This window comes from Halocynthiibacter namhaensis (assembly GCF_000812685.1).
Classification (GTDB): domain Bacteria; phylum Pseudomonadota; class Alphaproteobacteria; order Rhodobacterales; family Rhodobacteraceae; genus Halocynthiibacter; species Halocynthiibacter namhaensis.
In genome coordinates, this window is record NZ_JWIF01000056.1 from 427,294 (window position 1) to 445,419 (window position 18,126).

Below are 18,126 nucleotides of genomic sequence, written 5' to 3' on the forward strand. Positions count from 1 at the left end.
TTGACCTGCGAAAGTGAGGGTTGATTTCCTCCAGCATATCAAGTCAATACTGGTCTATCCGGCTGAATATGAATGCTATGTCGAACGAAAGGTTTGAAGATGTCTGATTTTACGGGCGATATGGCTTTTGAGCTTGATTCATTTGATCACAAGATTTTGGATGAACTCGCCACGGATGGTCGTATGAATGTCACTGAACTTGCACGACGGATTGGTCTGTCGAAGTCTCCGGTGCAAACCCGCCTGAAGCGCTTGGAGCAGACAGGAATTATTCGTGGATATCGTGCGTTGCTTGATCCGGTGCGCCTTGGTTTAGATCACGTGGCTTTTGTCGAAGTGCGCATGACGGATACCCGCGAAGCGGCTTTGTCGGCATTTAACGCAGCCGTGTTGCAAATCGCTGAGATCGAAGAGTGCCATATGTTGGCCGCTAATTTTGACTATCTTCTTAAAATCCGCGCTAAAGATATGCGTGCCTATCGGCGGGTCTTGGCTGAGAAGATCTCGACATTGCCCCATGTTGGCAGCACTTCAACATATGTGGCCATGCAAGCGGTGAAAGACGACGGCATTTAAGCGCAAAAATCATTGCATGGGTGGTGGTGATGTGGTTCACAGCTCTGTGATGACTTGTTAAGATAAGGAACATAACATGCGTTCTGCTATAATTATTTCTGGGCTGACTCTTTCACTGATTTTGGGCATGCCTGCGGTGGCTGAAACCCCCAAGGCCTTTGGGTTGCCACCATCCGTTGATCTTTTGTCTACCGTTGATTTTGGCGATGATTCCGGTCCCTTCACTGGGGATTGGGAATGTGATGACAGCCGCTTTATCGGTTGGGGGGTTGCGACCTCTACAGATGCGGAGAACAACGGGAAAGATGCCAGCGATTGTCGGCATTTGTTCGAAATCGGTCAATTGCGCGTGAATCGCACGCAGGCTGAATTTCCTGCCGCGCTCTGCGCTGAGGTGAATTTCGGCACCAACGAAGGCAGTTATGCCAATGACAATGAATGTGACGACCCACGTTTCACCGGTGGCGCGATGCACAGCATCTTGAACTTTGAGGATCTTGGTCGCGATGCAAGCGATTGTAAGGCGCTTTGTGAATCTGGCGCTATTTGGCTGCGTTGATCGCAATTTGAAAAAAATGCAGCGGCAGGCGTTCTGCCGCTGTTATCGACTTGCCCCCAGCGCAAAACAAATTATTGTCGGCCCAAGGTCAATGACCTAGCCCGGCGCGGGCGTGATGGAATGGTAGACATACCAGACTTAAAATCTGTTGGGCCTTGTGCCCGTGTGGGTTCGAGTCCCACCGCCCGCACCAATTTTCCTTTTCTTTCGTTGCAAAATCTATTATGTGCAGCTGTCCGCTGATCCTTGCTTAAGAATCACTGGACACTCCATGGGCCTGTGCTGGACGACATCCCGGCCTGCGCCATTCTTTTAACTCTTATTAAGGAGACCCCGATGTCGATTACTGCTGAAGAAAAAGCACGCTTGATGAAAGAATTCGCAACCAAAGAAGGTGACACTGGTTCACCTGAAGTACAGGTTGCTATCTTGTCTTCGCGTATCGCGACTTTGACTGAGCACTTCAAAACCCACAAAAAAGACAACCACGGTCGTCGTGGTCTTTTGAAAATGGTTGCTCTGCGTCGTAAACTTTTGGATTACGCACGTTCCAAAGACGAAGCACGTTACCAAGACCTGATCAAACGTCTCGGCCTGCGCCGCTAAGATTCCGAACTACAAAACGCCTGCCATTTACGGTGGGCGTTTACTTTGAGCGGTTAGAGATTCTCAGTGGTTTGTTCTCAATCGATGCCTGATCGCGGAAGAGTAACGCTCTTCAGAAGCCAGTGAAATTAATGCAACAGTCCCTTCCGCACATCACGTTAAACAAACGGCATATAAATTTAAAAAACCCACGCGCGCCAGTTGAAATTTTACCATTTGGTAATTTAAGAATTAAGCTAAGTATAATATACACCTACGTCCTGATACTGCATAATTTTCGCCTATCATACCTCTAGCAGAGGTGGTCCTACTATTTCGACCAGTTAGCAGCCATTTAATTTCCCCAAGTTTCCCTGATTTCCGTAAAGTCACCTGACACATAATAATTTGCTATGCTCCAAGCTCCATTGGTATTGATTGCATCCCAGCCTAGGAACACCGCTTGGCCTTGATCATCTTGCATAACTACGATTTCTGACACAAACCGTTCAGATATCTTTTTTGACATAATGGTTGAGTATAAACTGAAGCCAACGGGGAATGTATTGCGAAGAAGATCTATCGATTGGTCTGTAGTTGAACCGGTCGGTGATTTTGCAATATGGTCCGTAAACTCAAAAAACTCGTTATACCTCCCTGCAGCAAATGCCTCTTTCGTGCGTCCTAACTGAGGAACTGAACCTACCAATACCTCACAGGGTGTACTGGCAAAGCTTGTAGAAAAGCCAATGCCTAGCACGACCCAAAAGCTGATAGTTGATAAGAGGATTTTATGCATTTTCATATTTCCTGAAGTTTTACCCAAACTGCCCCATCATCATATTTCCGTCAACAGTCTGTGATCGCATAATTCCCGAGCGCCTGACCTGACGATCACGTCCTCTGTAGTGGTGCATAATTGGTTTGGGCATGAGTATATGTTTGCGGTTGGCCCCGGCCATAAGTTGATCGTCAATAGGATGCTGCGTGGCCTGCGATCGCGTTTCAGCACTTAAAACCCTTCAAGGCACTCAACGACACAGTTTTCCTTCCCAACGGCCCTTTTTTCCTGTATGGCCCAGCCATCTGAGACGGTGTGCCTGGACCCTGGTGCGCCAAAGAATGATAATTTGGGTCGGTGGCAATGCGGCCACCATGTAAACGGGAGGCCCGGAAGGCTGGGTTGCTCCCTATCAGGAAACGATGATGTTTAACGAAATTAAAAAATCGATTGAGTGGGGCGAAGAAACGCTTTCACTCGAAACTGGCAAAGTTGCACGTCAAGCTGACGGCACCGTGATTGCCACGCTTGGTGAAACTTCTGTCATGGCAAACGTGACATTCGCTAAGTCACAAAAGCCGGGTCAGGATTTCTTTCCTCTGACCGTGCACTACAACGAAAAATACTACGCTGCTGGTAAGATCCCTGGTGGGTTCTTTAAGCGCGAAGCACGCCCAACTGAAAAAGAAACTCTCACAAGCCGTTTGATCGATCGCCCGATCCGTCCACTGTTTGTTGAAGGCTTCAAAAACGAAGTTCTGGTCATCTGTACCGTTCTGTCCCACGACCTTGTTAACGATCCTGACATCGTTGCCTTGATCGCGGCTTCTGCTGCTTTGACCCTGTCTGGCGCGCCATTCATGGGCCCAATCGGTGCGGCACGTGTTGGTTTTGAAGACGGCGAATACGCTCTGAACCCAACAATCGACGACATGCACAAGCTGCGTGACAATCCTGATCAACGTTTGGACCTGGTTGTTGCCGGTACCAAAGACGCTGTGATGATGGTTGAATCCGAAGCATATGAGCTGTCTGAAGCTGAAATGCTGGGTGCGGTTAAATTCGCGCATGACGCGTTCCAGCCAGTTATCGACCTAATCATTGATCTGGCTGAAGACGCTGCAAAAGAACCATTCGACTTTGCTGCACCTGATTACTCTGAATTGTCCGCTGCTGTTAAAGCGGCTGGTGAAGACGCCATGCGCGCTGCTTTCGCCAACACTGACAAGCAAGAACGTGTTGCTGCTGTTGCGGCCGCTCGTGCGACCATCACTGCTGCTTTGACTGAAGAACAGCTTGGCGATGAGAACCTCGGTTCCGCAATGAAAAAGCTGGAAAGCTCTATCCTGCGCGGTGACGTTGTTAAAACCGGCAAACGTATCGACGGTCGTGACACCACAACTGTTCGCGCGATTGCGTCTCAAACTGGCCTGCTGCCACGGACCCACGGTTCTGCCCTGTTCACACGCGGCGAAACCCAAGGTCTGGTTGTGACCACATTGGGCACCGGAGACGACGAGCAAATGATCGACGCGCTGCACGGCACGTATAAATCAAACTTCATGCTGCACTATAACTTCCCACCCTATTCTGTGGGTGAAGTTGGTCGCTTTGGTTTCACCGGTCGCCGCGAAATCGGTCACGGTAAACTGGCATGGCGTGCGCTTCAGGCTGTTCTGCCTGCTGCGACTGATTTCCCATACACCGTGCGCGTTGTATCTGAGATCACTGAATCAAACGGCTCAAGCTCCATGGCGTCTGTCTGTGGTGGTTCCTTGTCCATGATGGACGCGGGCGTTCCATTGAAATCACCCGTTGCTGGTATCGCCATGGGTCTGATCCTGGAAGATGCTGACAACTACGCAATCCTGACCGACATCTTGGGTGACGAAGACCACCTGGGCGACATGGATTTCAAAGTTTCGGGTACTGAAAACGGTATCACATCTTTGCAAATGGACATCAAAATCGCAGGTATCACACCTGAGATCATGGAAAAAGCGCTGGCACAGGCCAAAGACGCGCGTATCCATATCCTTGATGAAATGAGCAAAGCTTTGACGGGTGCTGCTGAATTCTCAGTACACGCCCCACGCATTGAAACCATGCAGGTTCCAACCGACAAGATCCGTGAAGTTATCGGTTCTGGCGGTAAAGTCATCCGTGAAATCGTTGAAGTGTCCGGCGCGAAAGTCGACATCAATGATGACGGCGTGATCAAAATTGCATCTCCAAATGGTGAAGCAATTAAGAAAGCCTATGACATGATTTATTCCATCGTGGCTGAGCCTGAAGAAGGCCAAGTTTACGACGGTAAAGTTGTGAAAATCGTTGATTTCGGTGCGTTTGTGAACTTCTTCGGTAAGCGTGACGGCCTTGTGCACGTCTCACAAATCGAAAACCGTCGCTTGAACCACCCATCTGACGTCCTCAAAGAGGGCCAAGATGTGAAAGTTAAGCTTTTGGGCTTTGACGATCGCGGCAAAGTACGCCTGTCCATGAAAGTGGTTGATCAGGAAACTGGCGAAGAAGTGAAGCCAGAAGCCAAAGAAGACTAAGCTGCGTCTAACTGAATGAATTTGAATGCCCCGGTGGAAACGCCGGGGCTTTTTCTATGTTGAATTTCCATTTATGTATTGATAATATTCTCAGCAATTTAACGCGTGTCATGGTTTGCAAAATTAATTTCAAACTATGAGGCTTTGATGACTATTCCTGCTTGGTATATTAACCTTGATAACCGCCCAGAACGCCGCGCCTATATGCAACAACATCTTCTGGATTTAGATCTTACCGTTGAGAGGTTTTCTGCAATCGATGCCAATAGCCTGTCGGATGCAGAGGCATCTGTCTGGCAAGATTCAACGCATAATATCACAAAATCAGAGTTGTGCTGTTTTTTAAGCCACCGCAATATCTGGGAAAAGATCGCAGAAGGGGACGAAGAATACGGGGTGATATTTGAAGATGATATTCTGTTGTCGCCGGGGATCAAAGAGTTTCTAGAAACGACAGACTGGATCCCAGAAAACACCGGACTGATTAGATTTGAAACAACATGTTTAAAGGTTAAGCTTGGCGCCCCTGAGGCTGATCTGTTTCAAACAAGAAAGCTGCATCCGTTACATTCGACACATTTAGGGGCGGCGGGCTATGTTCTTTCAAAGAACGTAGCGATGGACATGTTAAAGAAGTCACAAAAAGTTACCGCACCGCTTGATATCTTCATGTTTGAGTTGGATTTTGGGTTTGAACCCAAGCAAATTGTACCCGCCTTGTGCGTGCAGCAGCAATTTTATAAAAAGGTATTTCTACCCGATGCCGCCAAAGAATCTAGTTTGGCCCAGGGGCGCCGCATCCGCACCCAAAGAAATAGGCCTCAGGGTATCGCATTGGTTTACAGAGAGATTATGCGTGTTGTTATGCAAATTCGTAGGGTGATTAGAGACATTATTCCGGGGTTCAAATATGTTCCCGTGGATTTTCGCTGAATTCACAGCTGCGTGAAATTCGCGGATATTCCCCGTGTTCAAGTTTTTGTGCTTCTCTAGGGTATCTCCAGACACCGGAACCCCCGGTTTGATTGGAAGGTAATCAGTATGAACAAACAAATTGCAGAATTCATCGGCACGTTCACCCTTGTGCTTATTGGCTGTGGTACGGCAGTATTGGCCCCGGAAATTGGCCAAGTTGGCATCAGTTTGGCCTTTGGTCTTGCCCTTGTTGGCATGGCGTACGGCATCGGGCCGATTTCTGGCTGCCACATTAACCCGGCGGTTTCTATCGGTGCGGTTGCGGCTGGTCGTATGGAAAAAACGGAAGCCATCAAATACATCATTGCACAGGTTACAGGCGCAGTTGCTGCGGCATTCCTGCTGAAAATCATCGCGCTTGGTGGTGCTGGCTATGAAGGCGGTCTGGGTCAGAATGGCTGGGGCGCGGGTTACCTTGGCGAATATAATTTCTTCTCAGCGTTCATTTTTGAAGTTGTTGCAACCTTCTTGTTTGTTGTTGTGATCCTTGGAGCCACAGGCAAAGGCGCACCTGCGGCAATGGCTGGCCTTGTGATTGGTCTGACATTGGTTGCGATTCACCTAGTGGGCATCCAGGTCACCGGCGTATCTGTGAACCCGGCGCGTTCCATTGGCCCAGCTCTGTTCGCCCTTGATGACAAAGCATTGTTGCAACTGCCAATGTTCATCATCGCACCAGTGATCGGCGGCATCGCAGCTGGCCTTCTGTTTAAATCCGGCTTTCTGGACGCAAAAGAAGAAGCCCCAGCTGAGATCGAAGCTGAGGCTGCAGAAGCTGAAGAAAAAGCGTAACGGCCCGCCCGCATTCACTGCGGGCTAAGCCACCACGAGAGAGCCGTTCTGGGGAATCAGGACGGCTCTTTTGTTGTGCGCAGGTAAGGGAAGATGGTTTCAAATTCGCCAAACTTCGCCTTTGCATCTTCATTGGAAACGGTTGGCGGAATGATCACATCTTCGCCAGACACCCAGTTCGCAGGCGTCGCAACACCTTTGGCTGACGTGGTTTGCAAGGCTTCCAGCGCACGCACGATCTCTGCAAAGTTACGGCCCACTGACATTGGGTAAGTCATTGACAGTTTTAGCTGTTTGTCGGGTCCGATGATGAATACAGAACGCACGGTCGCGCTGTGCGCAGGTGTACGTCCATCGGGCAAATAAGCCTCTGCGGGAAGCATGTCGAAAGCTTTTGAAACCGCAAGACCTTCATCTGCGATGATCGGGAAACCCACATCTGCTTTGGAATAGCTTTCGATATCGCCGATCCATTTCTTGTGGTCATCCACGCCATCGACAGAAACACCGATCACTTTGGTGCCAAGACGTGCCCATTCATCCGCCAACTGGGCTACGGCCCCAAATTCAGTCGTGCACACAGGGGTGAAATCTTTTGGGTGTGAAAACAAAATCGCCCAGCTGTCGCCGATCCAATCGTGGAAATTGATCTCGCCTTCGCTGGTTTGCGCTTTGAAATCAGGAACTACATCGTTAATGCGCAACCCCATGGGCACGTCCTCCGGTAATATGCCGCGACTGAACGCCCGGCTTCTACTTTAACTATAGGTATGCGCAGGGCTTGTTTCCAGTGTGCAAAATCGCGCGATTTAATGTCGTCTTCCGGCTTGCTAAGAATTTGATCAAATGCAAGGGTGACGCAAATCTATCAATGGAGTCTGTCCCATGCTCGAAAAACGCGATTTCTACATCAATGGTGCCTGGGTGGCACCTGCTGCGGCAAATGACTGTGATGTCATTAACCCTTCCAATGAGGAAGTTTGCGCCGTGATCTCACTTGGTGGTCAAGCGGATACCAATGCAGCTGTCGCAGCTGCCAAAGCAGCTTTCCCAGCTTGGTCCACCACCAGCAAAGAAGCCCGCATGGCCGCCTTGGAACGCCTCTTGGCCGCTTACAATGATCGTGCCGAAGATATGGCACAAGCGATCTCTATGGAAATGGGTGCACCAATTTCCATGGCGCGCACATCCCAAACCGGCGCAGGTGCGTGGCATTTGCAGGGTTTCATCGACGCTTTTGAAGGGTTCGAATTTGACGGCATGCTGCGTGCAGATGCCCCGAATGACCGTATTCTGCGCGAAGCGATTGGCGTTTGCGCGCTGATCACGCCTTGGAACTGGCCTATGAACCAGGTCATGTTGAAAGTTGCCGGTGCATTGGCTGCGGGTTGTACCATGGTTTTGAAACCGTCTGAGGTTGCGCCGCTGTCTTCCATCGTTTTCACAGAAATCATGGATGCCGCTGACATTCCAAACGGCGTTTACAACATGGTGCATGGTGATGGCCCGGGTGTTGGGTCGCAACTTTCTGTGCATCCCGATGTTGATATGGTGTCCTTCACCGGCTCCACCCGCGCGGGCACCGCGATCACCAAAGCATCTGCCGATACCATCAAACGTGTTGCGCTTGAACTTGGTGGCAAAGGCGCAAATATCGTCTTCGCAGATGCCGATGAAAAAGCCGTTAAGCGCGGCGTTTTGCATATGATGAACAACACGGGTCAAAGCTGTAACGCCCCATCACGTATGCTGGTTGAGCGGTCATACTATGATCAAGCCGTTGAAATTGCGTCTGAGACCGCTGGCAAGGTCACGATTGGCCAAGCTTCCGATGAGGGTCGTCACATTGGGCCCGTCGTATCTGAGATTCAGTTCGATAAGATTCAAGATCTGATCCAGCAGGGCATCGATGAAGGTGCACGTGTCGTTGCTGGAGGCACTGGTCGCCCAGAAGGCATGAATCGTGGCTATTTCATTCGCCCAACTGTATTTGCTGATGTGAACAATGAGATGACCATCGCGCGTGAAGAAATCTTTGGCCCGGTCATGGCGATGATCCCGTTTGACACGGAAGAAGAAGCGATCGCGATTGCCAATGACACGGTTTACGGTCTGACCAACTATGTGCAGACCCAAGACAAAGATCGTGCGATCCGCGTGGCCCGTGCGATGCGTTCAGGCATGGTTGAAATCAACGGTGTTGGTCGTGCCCAAGGTGCGCCATTTGGTGGTTACAAGCAGTCCGGCATCGGACGTGAAGGCGGCCATTGGGGCATCGAGGACTTCCTTGAAACCAAATCCGTATCTGGTTGGCAGGATTAATCCTCCCGATCTGGAATACAGAAACGCCCGCGTCTTTCGCGGGCGTTTTTATTTGAGTATTTTTTGAAAGATGAGAAGGCTCAGGTTCGTTTTACAATCACGGATCCCACGGAATAACCTGCGCCAAATGAACAGATCACCCCGTGGTCGCCAGGGGCTAAATCATCCGAAAATTTGCTAAAGGCGATGATTGATCCAGCCGAACTTGTGTTGGCGTAATCCTGCAAAATATTAGGTTGCTCCCCATTTTCTGGTACGCGCCCCAGCACTTTTTTTCCGATGAAATCATTCATCGCTTTGTTGGCCTGATGCAGCCAGAGACGTTTTAGATCGTCGGCTGCGATGCTCTCGTCTGCCAAATGTGTAAGGATGTGTTTCGAGACCATGGGCAGTACTTCTTTAAACACTTTTCGCCCGTTTTGCATGAACTGCATATCGCGGCGATCCCTGACCCCATCTGGCCGAGAGCGACGCAAATATCCGTTGTTGTTGCGTATGTTATTCGAAAAGTCGGTCGCGCAACGGGTGGATATAATTTCAAAACTTCCGGCCTGTGCCAGATCATCGCGTTCGACCAAAATCGCGGTGGCCACATCCCCGAAAATGAAGTGGCAGTCGCGGTCACGCCATTCAAGGTGCCCGGAACAAATCTCGGGGCTTACAACCAGAATTGCGCGCGCCGTCCCCGCGCGCACCATGTCCGCTGCCGCCTGCATGCCAAAGGTGGCAGACGAACAGGCGACATTCATGTCAAAACCAAATCCCTGTACGCCCAGAAGGGTTTGCACCTCAATCGCAATCGCCGGATAGGCGCGTTCCATATTGGAGGCTGCAACAATCACCGCATCCACGTCAGTTGCGGTCTTACCCGCCGCAGCCAGCGCCCTTTTGCAGGCATCAACCGCCATTTCTGCCATGATCCCAGGTTCAGTGTCATCGCGTTGACGCAGCAGAGGATGCATTACTTCTGGGTCTAAAATTCCGGTCTTATCCATGACATAGCGCTGGTGAATGCCCGATGCCGCAACAATAAATTCTTCGCTGGAATGGCCGATGGGTTTTGCATCACCGGCTTCAATTGCAGGCGCATTTTCTGCGTTCCACTTATCCGCATACGCGTTGAACGTCACGACCAACTCAGCATTGGTGATGACATTCTCCGGGGTAAATACGCCCGTGCCGGAAATAACCGCTTTATACATAGTGCCCTCTCAATCCATGGGTGAACATGCGGGGATTGTCGCGTATTTTCAAGCTTTACCCTTGGTCAATTGGGGCGTCAGCTTAAAACGGGCACTTTGCTGTGAAGCGCATACCTTTGCCCCCATCCGGGTGACGCAATTGCAGTGTTTCTGCATGCAACATCAAGCGTGGCGCATTAAGGGCCTCACCCGTGGCATAAAATGGATCGCCCAAAATCGGATGACCCAACGCCAACATATGCACCCGCAACTGATGCGAACGCCCGGTTTTGGGAAACAACCGCACGCGTGTTGTGCCGTCCTCATGGCGTAAAACCCGCCAGTCGGTGTGCGCTGCCTTGCCCGTTTCATGGCAGACCATTTGCAAAGGACGGTTCGGCCAATCCACGATAAGCGGCAGATCAACCGTGCCTTCTTTCGGCTCTAATGTCCCATAAACCTTTGCCACGTAAGTTTTTTTCATGTGACGTTTCTCGAATTGCAGGCCAAGATGGCGCTGCGCATGCGGGGTCAGGGCAAAGACCATCACACCGGATGTATCGCGATCAAGCCGATGCACAAGCAGGGCCTCGGGGAAGGCGGTTTGTACCCGCGCAATCAAACAATCGGCCAGATGTTCGCCCTTGCCTGGCACCGACAAAAGCCCGGCGGGTTTGTCGACCAACAGCAAGTGGTGATCAGCGTGAATGACCACCAAAGGGTCGTTTGGCGGGTTGTAATCTGCGCTCATTTTGCTCTCATTTGCCGGATCAGCGGCACGGAATATATCAACAACGCCAGCCAAATTAGGGGGAAGGCCATGCGTCGCGCGGGGTCAATTTCCTCTCCGAACAGGAAGACTGCGGTCAAGAAAATCATCGTCGGTGCGATATACTGTAAAATCCCGATTGTCGACAGGCGCAGCAGTTTTGCGCTGTTGGCATAGATCAGCAAAGGCACCGCTGTGACCACGCCACACCCCGATAATAACAATGTATTGTTCATGGATGTCAGCATGAACCCACCGCCGTTTAAATGCACCCAGATCAGGTAAAGCATGGCTGGCGGTGTCAGCAACATCACCTCAAGCAGAAAACCTTGGTTCGGTCCAATCGGTAGGGATTTCTTGAAAAATGCGTAGAAGCCCCAGGTCAGCATCATGCCAAAGGCCGCCCATGGCATGGTTGCGGCCGAGAACACCAAAATCCCGACGGCAATACCGGCGATTCCCACTGCAATCTTTTGCCAAGGCGTCAGTTTTTCGCGCAGCAGGACCGCGCCCAACAAGATGCTGAACAGCGGGTTCATGTAATACCCCAGCGCTGCATCCAGCGCATTTCCAGATGTTATCGACCAGACGTAGATCCCCCAATTCAGCGATACAAGTGCCGCCGGCACCATGGCCATCATCAGGGTTTTAGGGTCGCGCAGGATCACGCGCAGATCTTTTGTGCGGCCCGCGATGATCAGCACCAGGCCCGCAATCGGCAAGGACCAAATGATGCGATGTGCCACCACTTCTGCCGCCGGGATGTGGGACAACAGTTTCATGTAAAGCGGCAGGAACCCCCACAATAGATATACCGTGATTGCCAAGGCTAAACCTTTTGGGGTGTCTTTATCTTCGGTTGTCATCGCGTGTTCCTCTTTCGGCCTTTATGGCAGGTATCTGTGTGAAGGAAAGGAGGGTTTTGTGGGGCGCTGGATCACGGATGATGATGCAAAGAAAAAGCGGGGTAAGTTGTCTCACCCCGCCTCAATATTTGTGATCTGTTAACTTTGTTTAGATCAGACCTTCACGCGCTCTGATTTTGGGTCATACATCGGCTTCAAGGACGCCTCTGCCTTCACCCGCGTGCCCATGACGTCGATCTCATAGGTGGATGCCAAAACATCGGCTGGTTTTTCGCCTTCGCACGGCACATAGCCCATGCCAATTGCAGCGCCCAGCGTGTGACCATAGTTGCCAGAGCTGATGTAACCCACGATTTCACCGTCGCGCAAAATTGGTTCATTGTGGTACAGCAGCAGTTCTGGATCAGACAGTTTGAACTGAACCATGCGCATCTTTGGGCCGGTTTCTTTGCGCGCGATAACCGCAGATTTACCAATGAAATCAGGCTTGTCCATTTTCACAGCAAAGCCAAGACCCGCATCAATCACATTGTCTTCGCAGGTGATGTCGTGGCCAAAGTGGCGGAAGCCTTTTTCGATCCGGCAGCTGTCCATCATATGCATACCGCACAGTTTCAGCCCCATATCCTGGCCCGCTTCATGCAGGGTTTCAAAGGCGTGACCGGCCATTTCGGACGGGACATACAGTTCCCAGCCAAGCTCACCCACATAGGTCACACGGTGCGCACGCGCCAGACCCATGCCAAGCTCGATTTCCTGTGCGGTACCGAACGGGTTGGTATCATTGGAGAAATCATTCGGCGACACTTTTTCCAGCAGATCACGCGCATTTGGTCCCATCACGGCCAGGACGCCTTCACCAGAGGTCACATCGGTGATCACCACGTTGAAATTACCCAGGTGACGGCGCATCCAAGTTTGGTCCGCCAGACGCGTGATCGCGGGGGTCACGACCAGGTAAACAGTCTCAGACATCCGGGTTACAGTGACGTCTGCTTCGATCCCCGCACGAGAGTTGAGGAACTGCGTATAAACGATTTTTCCTGCTGGAACCGACATGTTCGCGCCGCAGATATAGTTCAAAAATGCCTCTGCATCGCGGCCTTCTACGCGGATTTTGCCGAAGGAAGACATGTCATACATGCCAACATTTTCGCGCACGGCTTTATGTTCAGCGGCGGAATTTTCAAACCAGTTCTGACGTTTCCAAGAATACTGATATTCGCGTTCTTGGCCTTCATTCGCAAACCAGTTTGCACGTTCCCAGCCGCCAAGTTCGCCCATCACAGCGCCCTGTTCCAACAGGTGGTGGTGGAACGGTGTGCGACGCACGCCACGCGCAGTGGCTTTCTGGCGATAAGGGAAGTGATCTGCGTACAGAAGACCCAAAGTTTCCTTGGACCGTTCAAACAAATACTGTTTGTTGCCCTGGAACGGATGCATCCGGCTGATGTCTACGTCGCCAAGATCAAAGGGTTTTTCACCCGCTTCCATCCATTGCGCCAAGGCCATACCAGCCCCACCAGCGGACTGAATACCGATGGAATTAAAGCCCGCAGCGACCCAAACATTGTCCATCTCAGGCGCCAGACCCAAGTGATACGCATCATCAGGGGTAAAGCTTTCAGGGCCGTTAAAAAACGTATGAATACCGGCTTCAGCCAGCATCGGCATACGGTTACAGGCGTTTTCCAAGATCGGTTCAAAGTGGTCGAAATCTTCGGGAAGTTGATCAAACTCAAACGTGTCAGGGATGCCATCCATCGCCCATGGTTTTGACGTTGGCTCAAATGCGCCCAACAACATCTTGCCCGCATCTTCTTTATAATACGCGCATTCATCGGGAACACGCAGAACCGGCAATTGTTTAAGCCCTTCAATAGGTTCGGTCACAATGTAGAAATGTTCGCAGGCATGCAGCGGCACATTGGTGCCTGACATTTTACCAACCTCATGGCCCCACATGCCAGCACAGTTTACGACCATATCACATTCGATATGACCGCTTTCAGACCCACCATCAGAGACCCAATCAACGCCGGTCACGTTACGCCCATTTTTGGTCATGCCAGTGACTTTGATGCGTTCCTTCACCAGGCCGCCACGTTGACGCGCACCTTTTGCAAGCGCCAGTGCGATGTTGGCGGGGTCACCTTGACCATCTTTCGGCAGATAGACCGCGCCCTTCACGTCTTCGATGTTCAGATGCGGGTACATTTCAGACACGCGCTCCGCTGAGACTTCTTCAACCTCAACACCAAAGGCCCGCGCCATGGCTGCCTGCCGATAGATCTCTTCTTTGCGCTCTTCTGTCAGGGCAACAGTGATTGACCCGCATCGTTTGAACCCTGTTGCAACACCCGTTTCTTCTTCCAGCGCGCCGTAAAGTTCCTGTGAATATTTCGCCAGCTTGGTCATATTCGCAGTTGCACGCAGCTGCGCGATCAGGCCGGCAGCGTGCCAAGTGGTGCCGGATGTCAGTTGTTTGCGTTCAAGCAAAACAACGTCTTTCCAACCTTGTTTGGTCAAGTGATAGGCAACGGAACAGCCAATGACACCGCCGCCAATAATGACGACACGGGCTTTTTCTGGAAGGGTGCTCATGGCGGATCTCCTTGTTAAGTTGCATCAGGAGTGGCACGAAAAATGGGAAGTAAATACTTGATATGCGCCAAAGTTGACGTATTTAGTATATTTATTGTGTGATTTGTACTTTGAAACGACTTTTTCGGCGTGCCAAAGGTGTCACGCTAAAATGGCTGCGGAATAGGCTGGAAAACCCATTCGGGAAACCACATGCAAGGCTGATTTCACGCACGGATAGGGATGTGTTCAGCAGCAGAGTATTGGCGCGGTTCAGCCGCAGTTCGCGGTAATATGTGTTGGGGGTTGATCCCAAAACATGGCGAAATTTACGTTCCAAGGATCGCGACGAAATACCAATCAAAGCCACCAATTCACCGATTTGAAGGGGCTCTTCCATGTTGTTCTGCATCAACTCAATACACTGATCTAGGTCGCTATCACCGGTGATAGAAAGCGCCTTGCCACCGAAAGGTTGCAGGGTTGAGAACCCCCGAATTTTCTCGTGCAACATAATGTCTGACACAGTCGCAACAGCGGCCGCAGACATGTGATTGCGCAGCAGGGACAGCGTCACATCAACAGTGGATCCCATGCCCGCACAGGTCATGAGTTTACCGTCATCCACGGCCAAAGCATATGACCCTTCACCAGGGGTGCCACGTTCATCCAGCAGGGCGCGATTTTCCCAATGTGTGGTGTGATTGCTGTGTTGTTCGCCCGTTTCCGCGATGTAACGACTGGCGGCTTCGGACATCAACAAGACTTTGATATTGCGGTAATTATAGGTTGATATGGTGGCCCTCATGGACAGTTCTGGGCAGTCCGGATCGGAGTTGCCTAGAATGAATGCATAGTCAGCTGTGGGGCGACTTGGGAAGGGTGTCGTATCGGTGCTGAGGCCCGCTAGGCACCCCACCGGTCCGCCCTTGCGAGACCGGTAGTGCCAATGAAACAGCGGATGCGCGGACACGCGATTGGCAATGCGCAGGACATCAACAACTGAGGCGAGCTCTGTCAAAACAAAGCCTTCGGTCAGCAAAATGTCGACATGCCACTCCGGGTGCTCTGCGGGGGCAGAGGCACGCGGGGTGGCCATATCCTGAAACCGCCCGTCCATCTTACGCCCGCAGACGTTCGTTGGCTGGATCCCAGAGCGGCTGGTCTTCCTGGACAACCGCTTTGCAGCGCTCGCCGTAGATCTCCACTTCCAATTCGGTACCAGGTGTCGCCAAATCCGCGCGCACCATGCCCAAAGCGATGGATGCATTCACACGATATCCCCAGCCACCGGACGTGGTTTCACCGATGATTTCGCCGTCTTTCCAGATGCATGACATGTAAGGTGCGTCTGTGTCGCTGGCCTCAATGATGAGGGTGACAAAGCCTTTCTTAGCGCCTTGTTGCTTCTCGGCCTGGATCGCTGCTTTGCCGCGGAAATCCTGTGGCTTATCGAGTTTCACAAAACGCCCAAGGCCCCCTTCCAGCAGGGAATAATCGCTAGATAGATCGCCTTTCCATGCACGATAGCCTTTTTCCAGACGCAGACTGTCGAGCGCATACATGCCAAACGGTTTCGCGCCAGCAGCTGTGATCGCTGTGTAAAGCGCGGCCTGGTTTTCGTTTAGGCAGTGCACTTCCCAGCCCAGTTCACCCGCGAAGGATACGCGCACCAAACGGCAAGGCGTACCGGCAACAACAGCATCCTGATGCGTCAGCCAACCAGAGGTCAGATCGGCCTCAACGCCCAGACCTTCGAACATCTCGCGGGTTTTTGGCCCGGTCACGATCATGGTGCCCCATTCCGTCGTGTGGTCGGTCAGGGACAGACCCACAGGCAGGTCGTTTTTCAGCAGTTCAAAGTCATGCCACTGGGCAGTACCGGCGGTGATCATGGTGAAGTGATCTTCGGCGTGACGCATGCAAGACATCTCTGTCAGGATACGACCACGCGCGTCTGAGAAATAGACAAGGTTCATGCGGCCAGCCTTTGGCAGACCACCTGTCACCATGCCCCGCAGCCATTCGGCAGCACCTTCGCCTTCAAGGTTGAAGCGTGAGAAACCAGGCAGATCCAGAACGCCAACATTGTCACGCACGGCTTCGCATTCTTCCTTGATGCGCTGCGTCCAAGGGCCGGAACGCCCCCATGTGTGTGTCGCTTCAAGGGAGGTGTCATCACCAGCTTGGGCAAACCAGTTGGCACGCTCCCAACCATTATAGACACCATAAACCGCGCCATTGGCTTTGGTCATTTCATGCACGGGGGACAGTTTCTTGTCACGGCCAGCTGGCCATTCGTGGCGTGGGAAGTGCATGGCGTATTCGTTGCCGTAAATTTCTACACCCTTTTGATTACAATAGTCTTGGTCGGTGTAATCGGTATAACGGCGCGGATCGACAGACCACATGTCCCATTCCGTATGGCCATCCACGATCCATTCCGCCATGACTTTACCGGCACCACCACCCTGGGCGATGCCAAATGTGAAGACGCAGGCTTCGAACGCATTTTCCACACCAGGCATTGGACCGATCAGGGGCAGACCATCCGGTGCGTAGGGGATCGGGCCGTTGATGACGCTAGAGACGCCAGAAGTTTCCATCAGCGGCACACGCGCCATGGCGTCAACCATGATGTCTTCAATCCGGTCCAGATCTTCCTGCCACAGCTGGAAGCTGAAATCTTCGGGCATGGCGTCATCTGCATCCACCCAATGGGCTTTACAGTTTGGCTCATAAGGGCCGAGGTTATAGCCGTTCTTCTCCTGGCGTAGGTAATAAGACACATCCACGTCACGAATGAGGGGCAGTTTTTTGCCAGTTTCTTTGACATGGGCTTCGATCTCAGGGATCTGTTCGGTCAACAGATATTGGTGCTCCATCACCATCATCGGCACGGTGCGGCCGCCATATGGTTTGAACATCTCGCCGATACGCTGGGCATAATACCCGCCGGCGTTCACCACAAAATCACATTCAATATCACCTTTTTCGGTGTGAACGATCCAGGTTTTGTCTTCCTTCTGGGTCACGCCGGTGGCCGGGGTGAAGCGCAGGATTTTTGCACCCATATCACGCGCGCCTTTTGCCAAGGCCTGTGTGACCTGTGCCGGGTCAATGTCACCATCGGATGGATCCCAAAGCACACCTTCCAGATCATGTGTTTCCAAGAATGGATAGTGTTCTTTCGCCTGCTCAGGCGTCCAGATTTCCATCTTGATGCCTTGATAGCGCCCCATGGAACAGGCGCGCTCAAATTCCTGCATACGTTCTTTTGTATGCGCCAAACGGATGGAACCCGTCTGGTGATAGTTCATGGGGTAGTCGACTTCTTCCGGAAGGCCTGAATACAACTCAGTAGAATACCGCTGCATGTTCATGATCGACCACGATGTCGAAAAAGTGGGCACGTTGCCAGCTGCGTGCCAGGTCGAGCCCGCGGTCAGCTCGTTCTTTTCAAGAAGAACACAATCGGTCCAGCCTTTCTTGGCGAGGTGATAGAGGCTGGAAGTCCCAACGATACCGCCACCGATAATAACCACACGTGCCTTTTTGGGGAAATCTGACATGTTTTCT

At 51.7% G+C, this 18,126-nt stretch carries 16 protein-coding genes and 1 tRNA gene; 9 read left to right on the plus strand and 8 right to left on the minus strand.

Features of this window, described 5'->3' with window-relative positions; all coding sequences use genetic code 11:
• The first annotated feature begins 99 nt into the window (after positions 1-99).
• From RJ38_RS10080 to rpsO, 4 genes are all read left to right on the plus strand, one after another.
• On the plus strand, positions 100-576 hold the full coding sequence (locus tag RJ38_RS10080) for an Lrp/AsnC family transcriptional regulator (RefSeq protein ID WP_420319416.1): 477 nt from the start codon (positions 100-102) through the stop codon (positions 574-576).
• Positions 577-652: 76 nt separating this feature from the next.
• Positions 653-1,135, plus strand: a complete 483-nt coding sequence (locus RJ38_RS10085) for a hypothetical protein (RefSeq protein ID WP_052245316.1) — start codon at positions 653-655, stop codon at positions 1,133-1,135.
• A 106-nt stretch (positions 1,136-1,241) separates the two neighbouring features.
• Positions 1,242-1,328 (plus strand) — tRNA-Leu (locus RJ38_RS10090).
• 143 nt (positions 1,329-1,471) lie between these two features.
• Positions 1,472-1,741, plus strand: coding sequence for a 30S ribosomal protein S15 (rpsO, locus tag RJ38_RS10095; RefSeq protein ID WP_039018688.1), 270 nt, complete (start codon positions 1,472-1,474; stop codon positions 1,739-1,741).
• 334 nt (positions 1,742-2,075) lie between these two features.
• Here rpsO and RJ38_RS10100 read toward each other — a convergent pair whose 3' ends face one another.
• Positions 2,076-2,519: a hypothetical protein gene (locus RJ38_RS10100; protein ID WP_039018689.1), complete on the minus strand. Its 444-nt coding sequence runs from the start codon at positions 2,517-2,519 to the stop codon at positions 2,076-2,078.
• Between the two features lie 94 nt (positions 2,520-2,613).
• Between RJ38_RS10100 and RJ38_RS18500 the strand changes: the two genes are divergently transcribed.
• From RJ38_RS18500 to RJ38_RS10115, 4 genes are all read left to right on the plus strand, one after another.
• Complete coding sequence (locus RJ38_RS18500) at positions 2,614-2,736, plus strand: DUF2867 domain-containing protein (RefSeq protein ID WP_272945943.1); 123 nt, start codon at positions 2,614-2,616, stop codon at positions 2,734-2,736.
• A gap of 190 nt (positions 2,737-2,926) precedes the next feature.
• Entirely contained in the window at positions 2,927-5,059 is a 2,133-nt protein-coding gene (pnp, locus tag RJ38_RS10105; protein ID WP_039018690.1) for a polyribonucleotide nucleotidyltransferase, read from the plus strand.
• A gap of 147 nt (positions 5,060-5,206) precedes the next feature.
• Entirely contained in the window at positions 5,207-5,992 is a 786-nt protein-coding gene (locus RJ38_RS10110) for a glycosyltransferase family 25 protein (RefSeq protein ID WP_039018691.1), read from the plus strand.
• A 108-nt stretch (positions 5,993-6,100) separates the two neighbouring features.
• The gene (locus RJ38_RS10115; RefSeq protein ID WP_052245317.1) at positions 6,101-6,826 is read left to right on the plus strand and encodes an aquaporin; all 726 of its coding nucleotides are present in this window, start codon (positions 6,101-6,103) and stop codon (positions 6,824-6,826) included.
• A gap of 56 nt (positions 6,827-6,882) precedes the next feature.
• Here the strand turns inward: RJ38_RS10115 and RJ38_RS10120 are convergent, their stop codons facing one another.
• The gene (locus tag RJ38_RS10120) at positions 6,883-7,536 is read right to left on the minus strand and encodes a peroxiredoxin (RefSeq protein ID WP_039018692.1); all 654 of its coding nucleotides are present in this window, start codon (positions 7,534-7,536) and stop codon (positions 6,883-6,885) included.
• Between the two features lie 175 nt (positions 7,537-7,711).
• Between RJ38_RS10120 and RJ38_RS10125 the strand changes: the two genes are divergently transcribed.
• Positions 7,712-9,148 (plus strand): aldehyde dehydrogenase family protein, encoded by a 1,437-nt coding sequence (locus RJ38_RS10125; protein WP_039018693.1) that lies wholly within the window; start codon positions 7,712-7,714, stop codon positions 9,146-9,148.
• Positions 9,149-9,228: 80 nt separating this feature from the next.
• Here the strand turns inward: RJ38_RS10125 and RJ38_RS10130 are convergent, their stop codons facing one another.
• From RJ38_RS10130 to RJ38_RS10155, 6 genes are all read right to left on the minus strand, one after another.
• On the minus strand, positions 9,229-10,350 hold the full coding sequence (locus RJ38_RS10130) for a beta-ketoacyl-ACP synthase III (RefSeq protein WP_039018694.1): 1,122 nt from the start codon (positions 10,348-10,350) through the stop codon (positions 9,229-9,231).
• Between the two features lie 82 nt (positions 10,351-10,432).
• Positions 10,433-11,080: an RluA family pseudouridine synthase gene (locus RJ38_RS10135; RefSeq protein WP_039018695.1), complete on the minus strand. Its 648-nt coding sequence runs from the start codon at positions 11,078-11,080 to the stop codon at positions 10,433-10,435.
• A complete protein-coding gene (gene rarD / locus RJ38_RS10140) occupies positions 11,077-11,964 on the minus strand; it encodes an EamA family transporter RarD (RefSeq protein ID WP_039018696.1) in 888 nt (295 codons plus the stop codon). Before rarD ends, RJ38_RS10135 begins: the two co-directional genes overlap by 4 nt.
• A gap of 153 nt (positions 11,965-12,117) precedes the next feature.
• Positions 12,118-14,568 carry a GcvT family protein gene (locus RJ38_RS10145; RefSeq protein ID WP_039018697.1) on the minus strand — a complete coding sequence of 817 codons (2,451 nt, stop codon included), beginning with the start codon at positions 14,566-14,568 and terminating at the stop codon, positions 12,118-12,120.
• 91 nt (positions 14,569-14,659) lie between these two features.
• Positions 14,660-15,646, minus strand: a complete 987-nt coding sequence (locus tag RJ38_RS10150; protein WP_039018914.1) for a GlxA family transcriptional regulator — start codon at positions 15,644-15,646, stop codon at positions 14,660-14,662.
• A gap of 22 nt (positions 15,647-15,668) precedes the next feature.
• Positions 15,669-18,119, minus strand: a complete 2,451-nt coding sequence (locus RJ38_RS10155; RefSeq protein WP_039018698.1) for a GcvT family protein — start codon at positions 18,117-18,119, stop codon at positions 15,669-15,671.
• Positions 18,120-18,126 lie beyond the last annotated feature (7 nt).

What these genes read in the sequence shown, in the direction of transcription:
- RJ38_RS10080 (WP_420319416.1), top strand. Translation starts at nt 100, where the DNA reads ATGTCTGATTTTACGGGCGATATGGCTTTTGAGCTTGATTCATTTGAT.
- RJ38_RS10085 (WP_052245316.1), top strand. Translation starts at nt 653, where the DNA reads ATGCGTTCTGCTATAATTATTTCTGGGCTGACTCTTTCACTGATTTTG.
- rpsO (WP_039018688.1), top strand. Translation starts at nt 1,472, where the DNA reads ATGTCGATTACTGCTGAAGAAAAAGCACGCTTGATGAAAGAATTCGCA.
- RJ38_RS10100 (WP_039018689.1), bottom strand. Translation starts at nt 2,519, where the DNA reads ATGCATAAAATCCTCTTATCAACTATCAGCTTTTGGGTCGTGCTAGGC.
- pnp (WP_039018690.1), top strand. Translation starts at nt 2,927, where the DNA reads ATGTTTAACGAAATTAAAAAATCGATTGAGTGGGGCGAAGAAACGCTT.
- RJ38_RS10110 (WP_039018691.1), top strand. Translation starts at nt 5,207, where the DNA reads ATGACTATTCCTGCTTGGTATATTAACCTTGATAACCGCCCAGAACGC.
- RJ38_RS10115 (WP_052245317.1), top strand. Translation starts at nt 6,101, where the DNA reads ATGAACAAACAAATTGCAGAATTCATCGGCACGTTCACCCTTGTGCTT.
- RJ38_RS10120 (WP_039018692.1), bottom strand. Translation starts at nt 7,536, where the DNA reads ATGGGGTTGCGCATTAACGATGTAGTTCCTGATTTCAAAGCGCAAACC.
- RJ38_RS10125 (WP_039018693.1), top strand. Translation starts at nt 7,712, where the DNA reads ATGCTCGAAAAACGCGATTTCTACATCAATGGTGCCTGGGTGGCACCT.
- RJ38_RS10130 (WP_039018694.1), bottom strand. Translation starts at nt 10,350, where the DNA reads ATGTATAAAGCGGTTATTTCCGGCACGGGCGTATTTACCCCGGAGAAT.
- RJ38_RS10135 (WP_039018695.1), bottom strand. Translation starts at nt 11,080, where the DNA reads ATGAGCGCAGATTACAACCCGCCAAACGACCCTTTGGTGGTCATTCAC.
- rarD (WP_039018696.1), bottom strand. Translation starts at nt 11,964, where the DNA reads ATGACAACCGAAGATAAAGACACCCCAAAAGGTTTAGCCTTGGCAATC.
- RJ38_RS10145 (WP_039018697.1), bottom strand. Translation starts at nt 14,568, where the DNA reads ATGAGCACCCTTCCAGAAAAAGCCCGTGTCGTCATTATTGGCGGCGGT.
- RJ38_RS10150 (WP_039018914.1), bottom strand. Translation starts at nt 15,646, where the DNA reads ATGGCCACCCCGCGTGCCTCTGCCCCCGCAGAGCACCCGGAGTGGCAT.
- RJ38_RS10155 (WP_039018698.1), bottom strand. Translation starts at nt 18,119, where the DNA reads ATGTCAGATTTCCCCAAAAAGGCACGTGTGGTTATTATCGGTGGCGGT.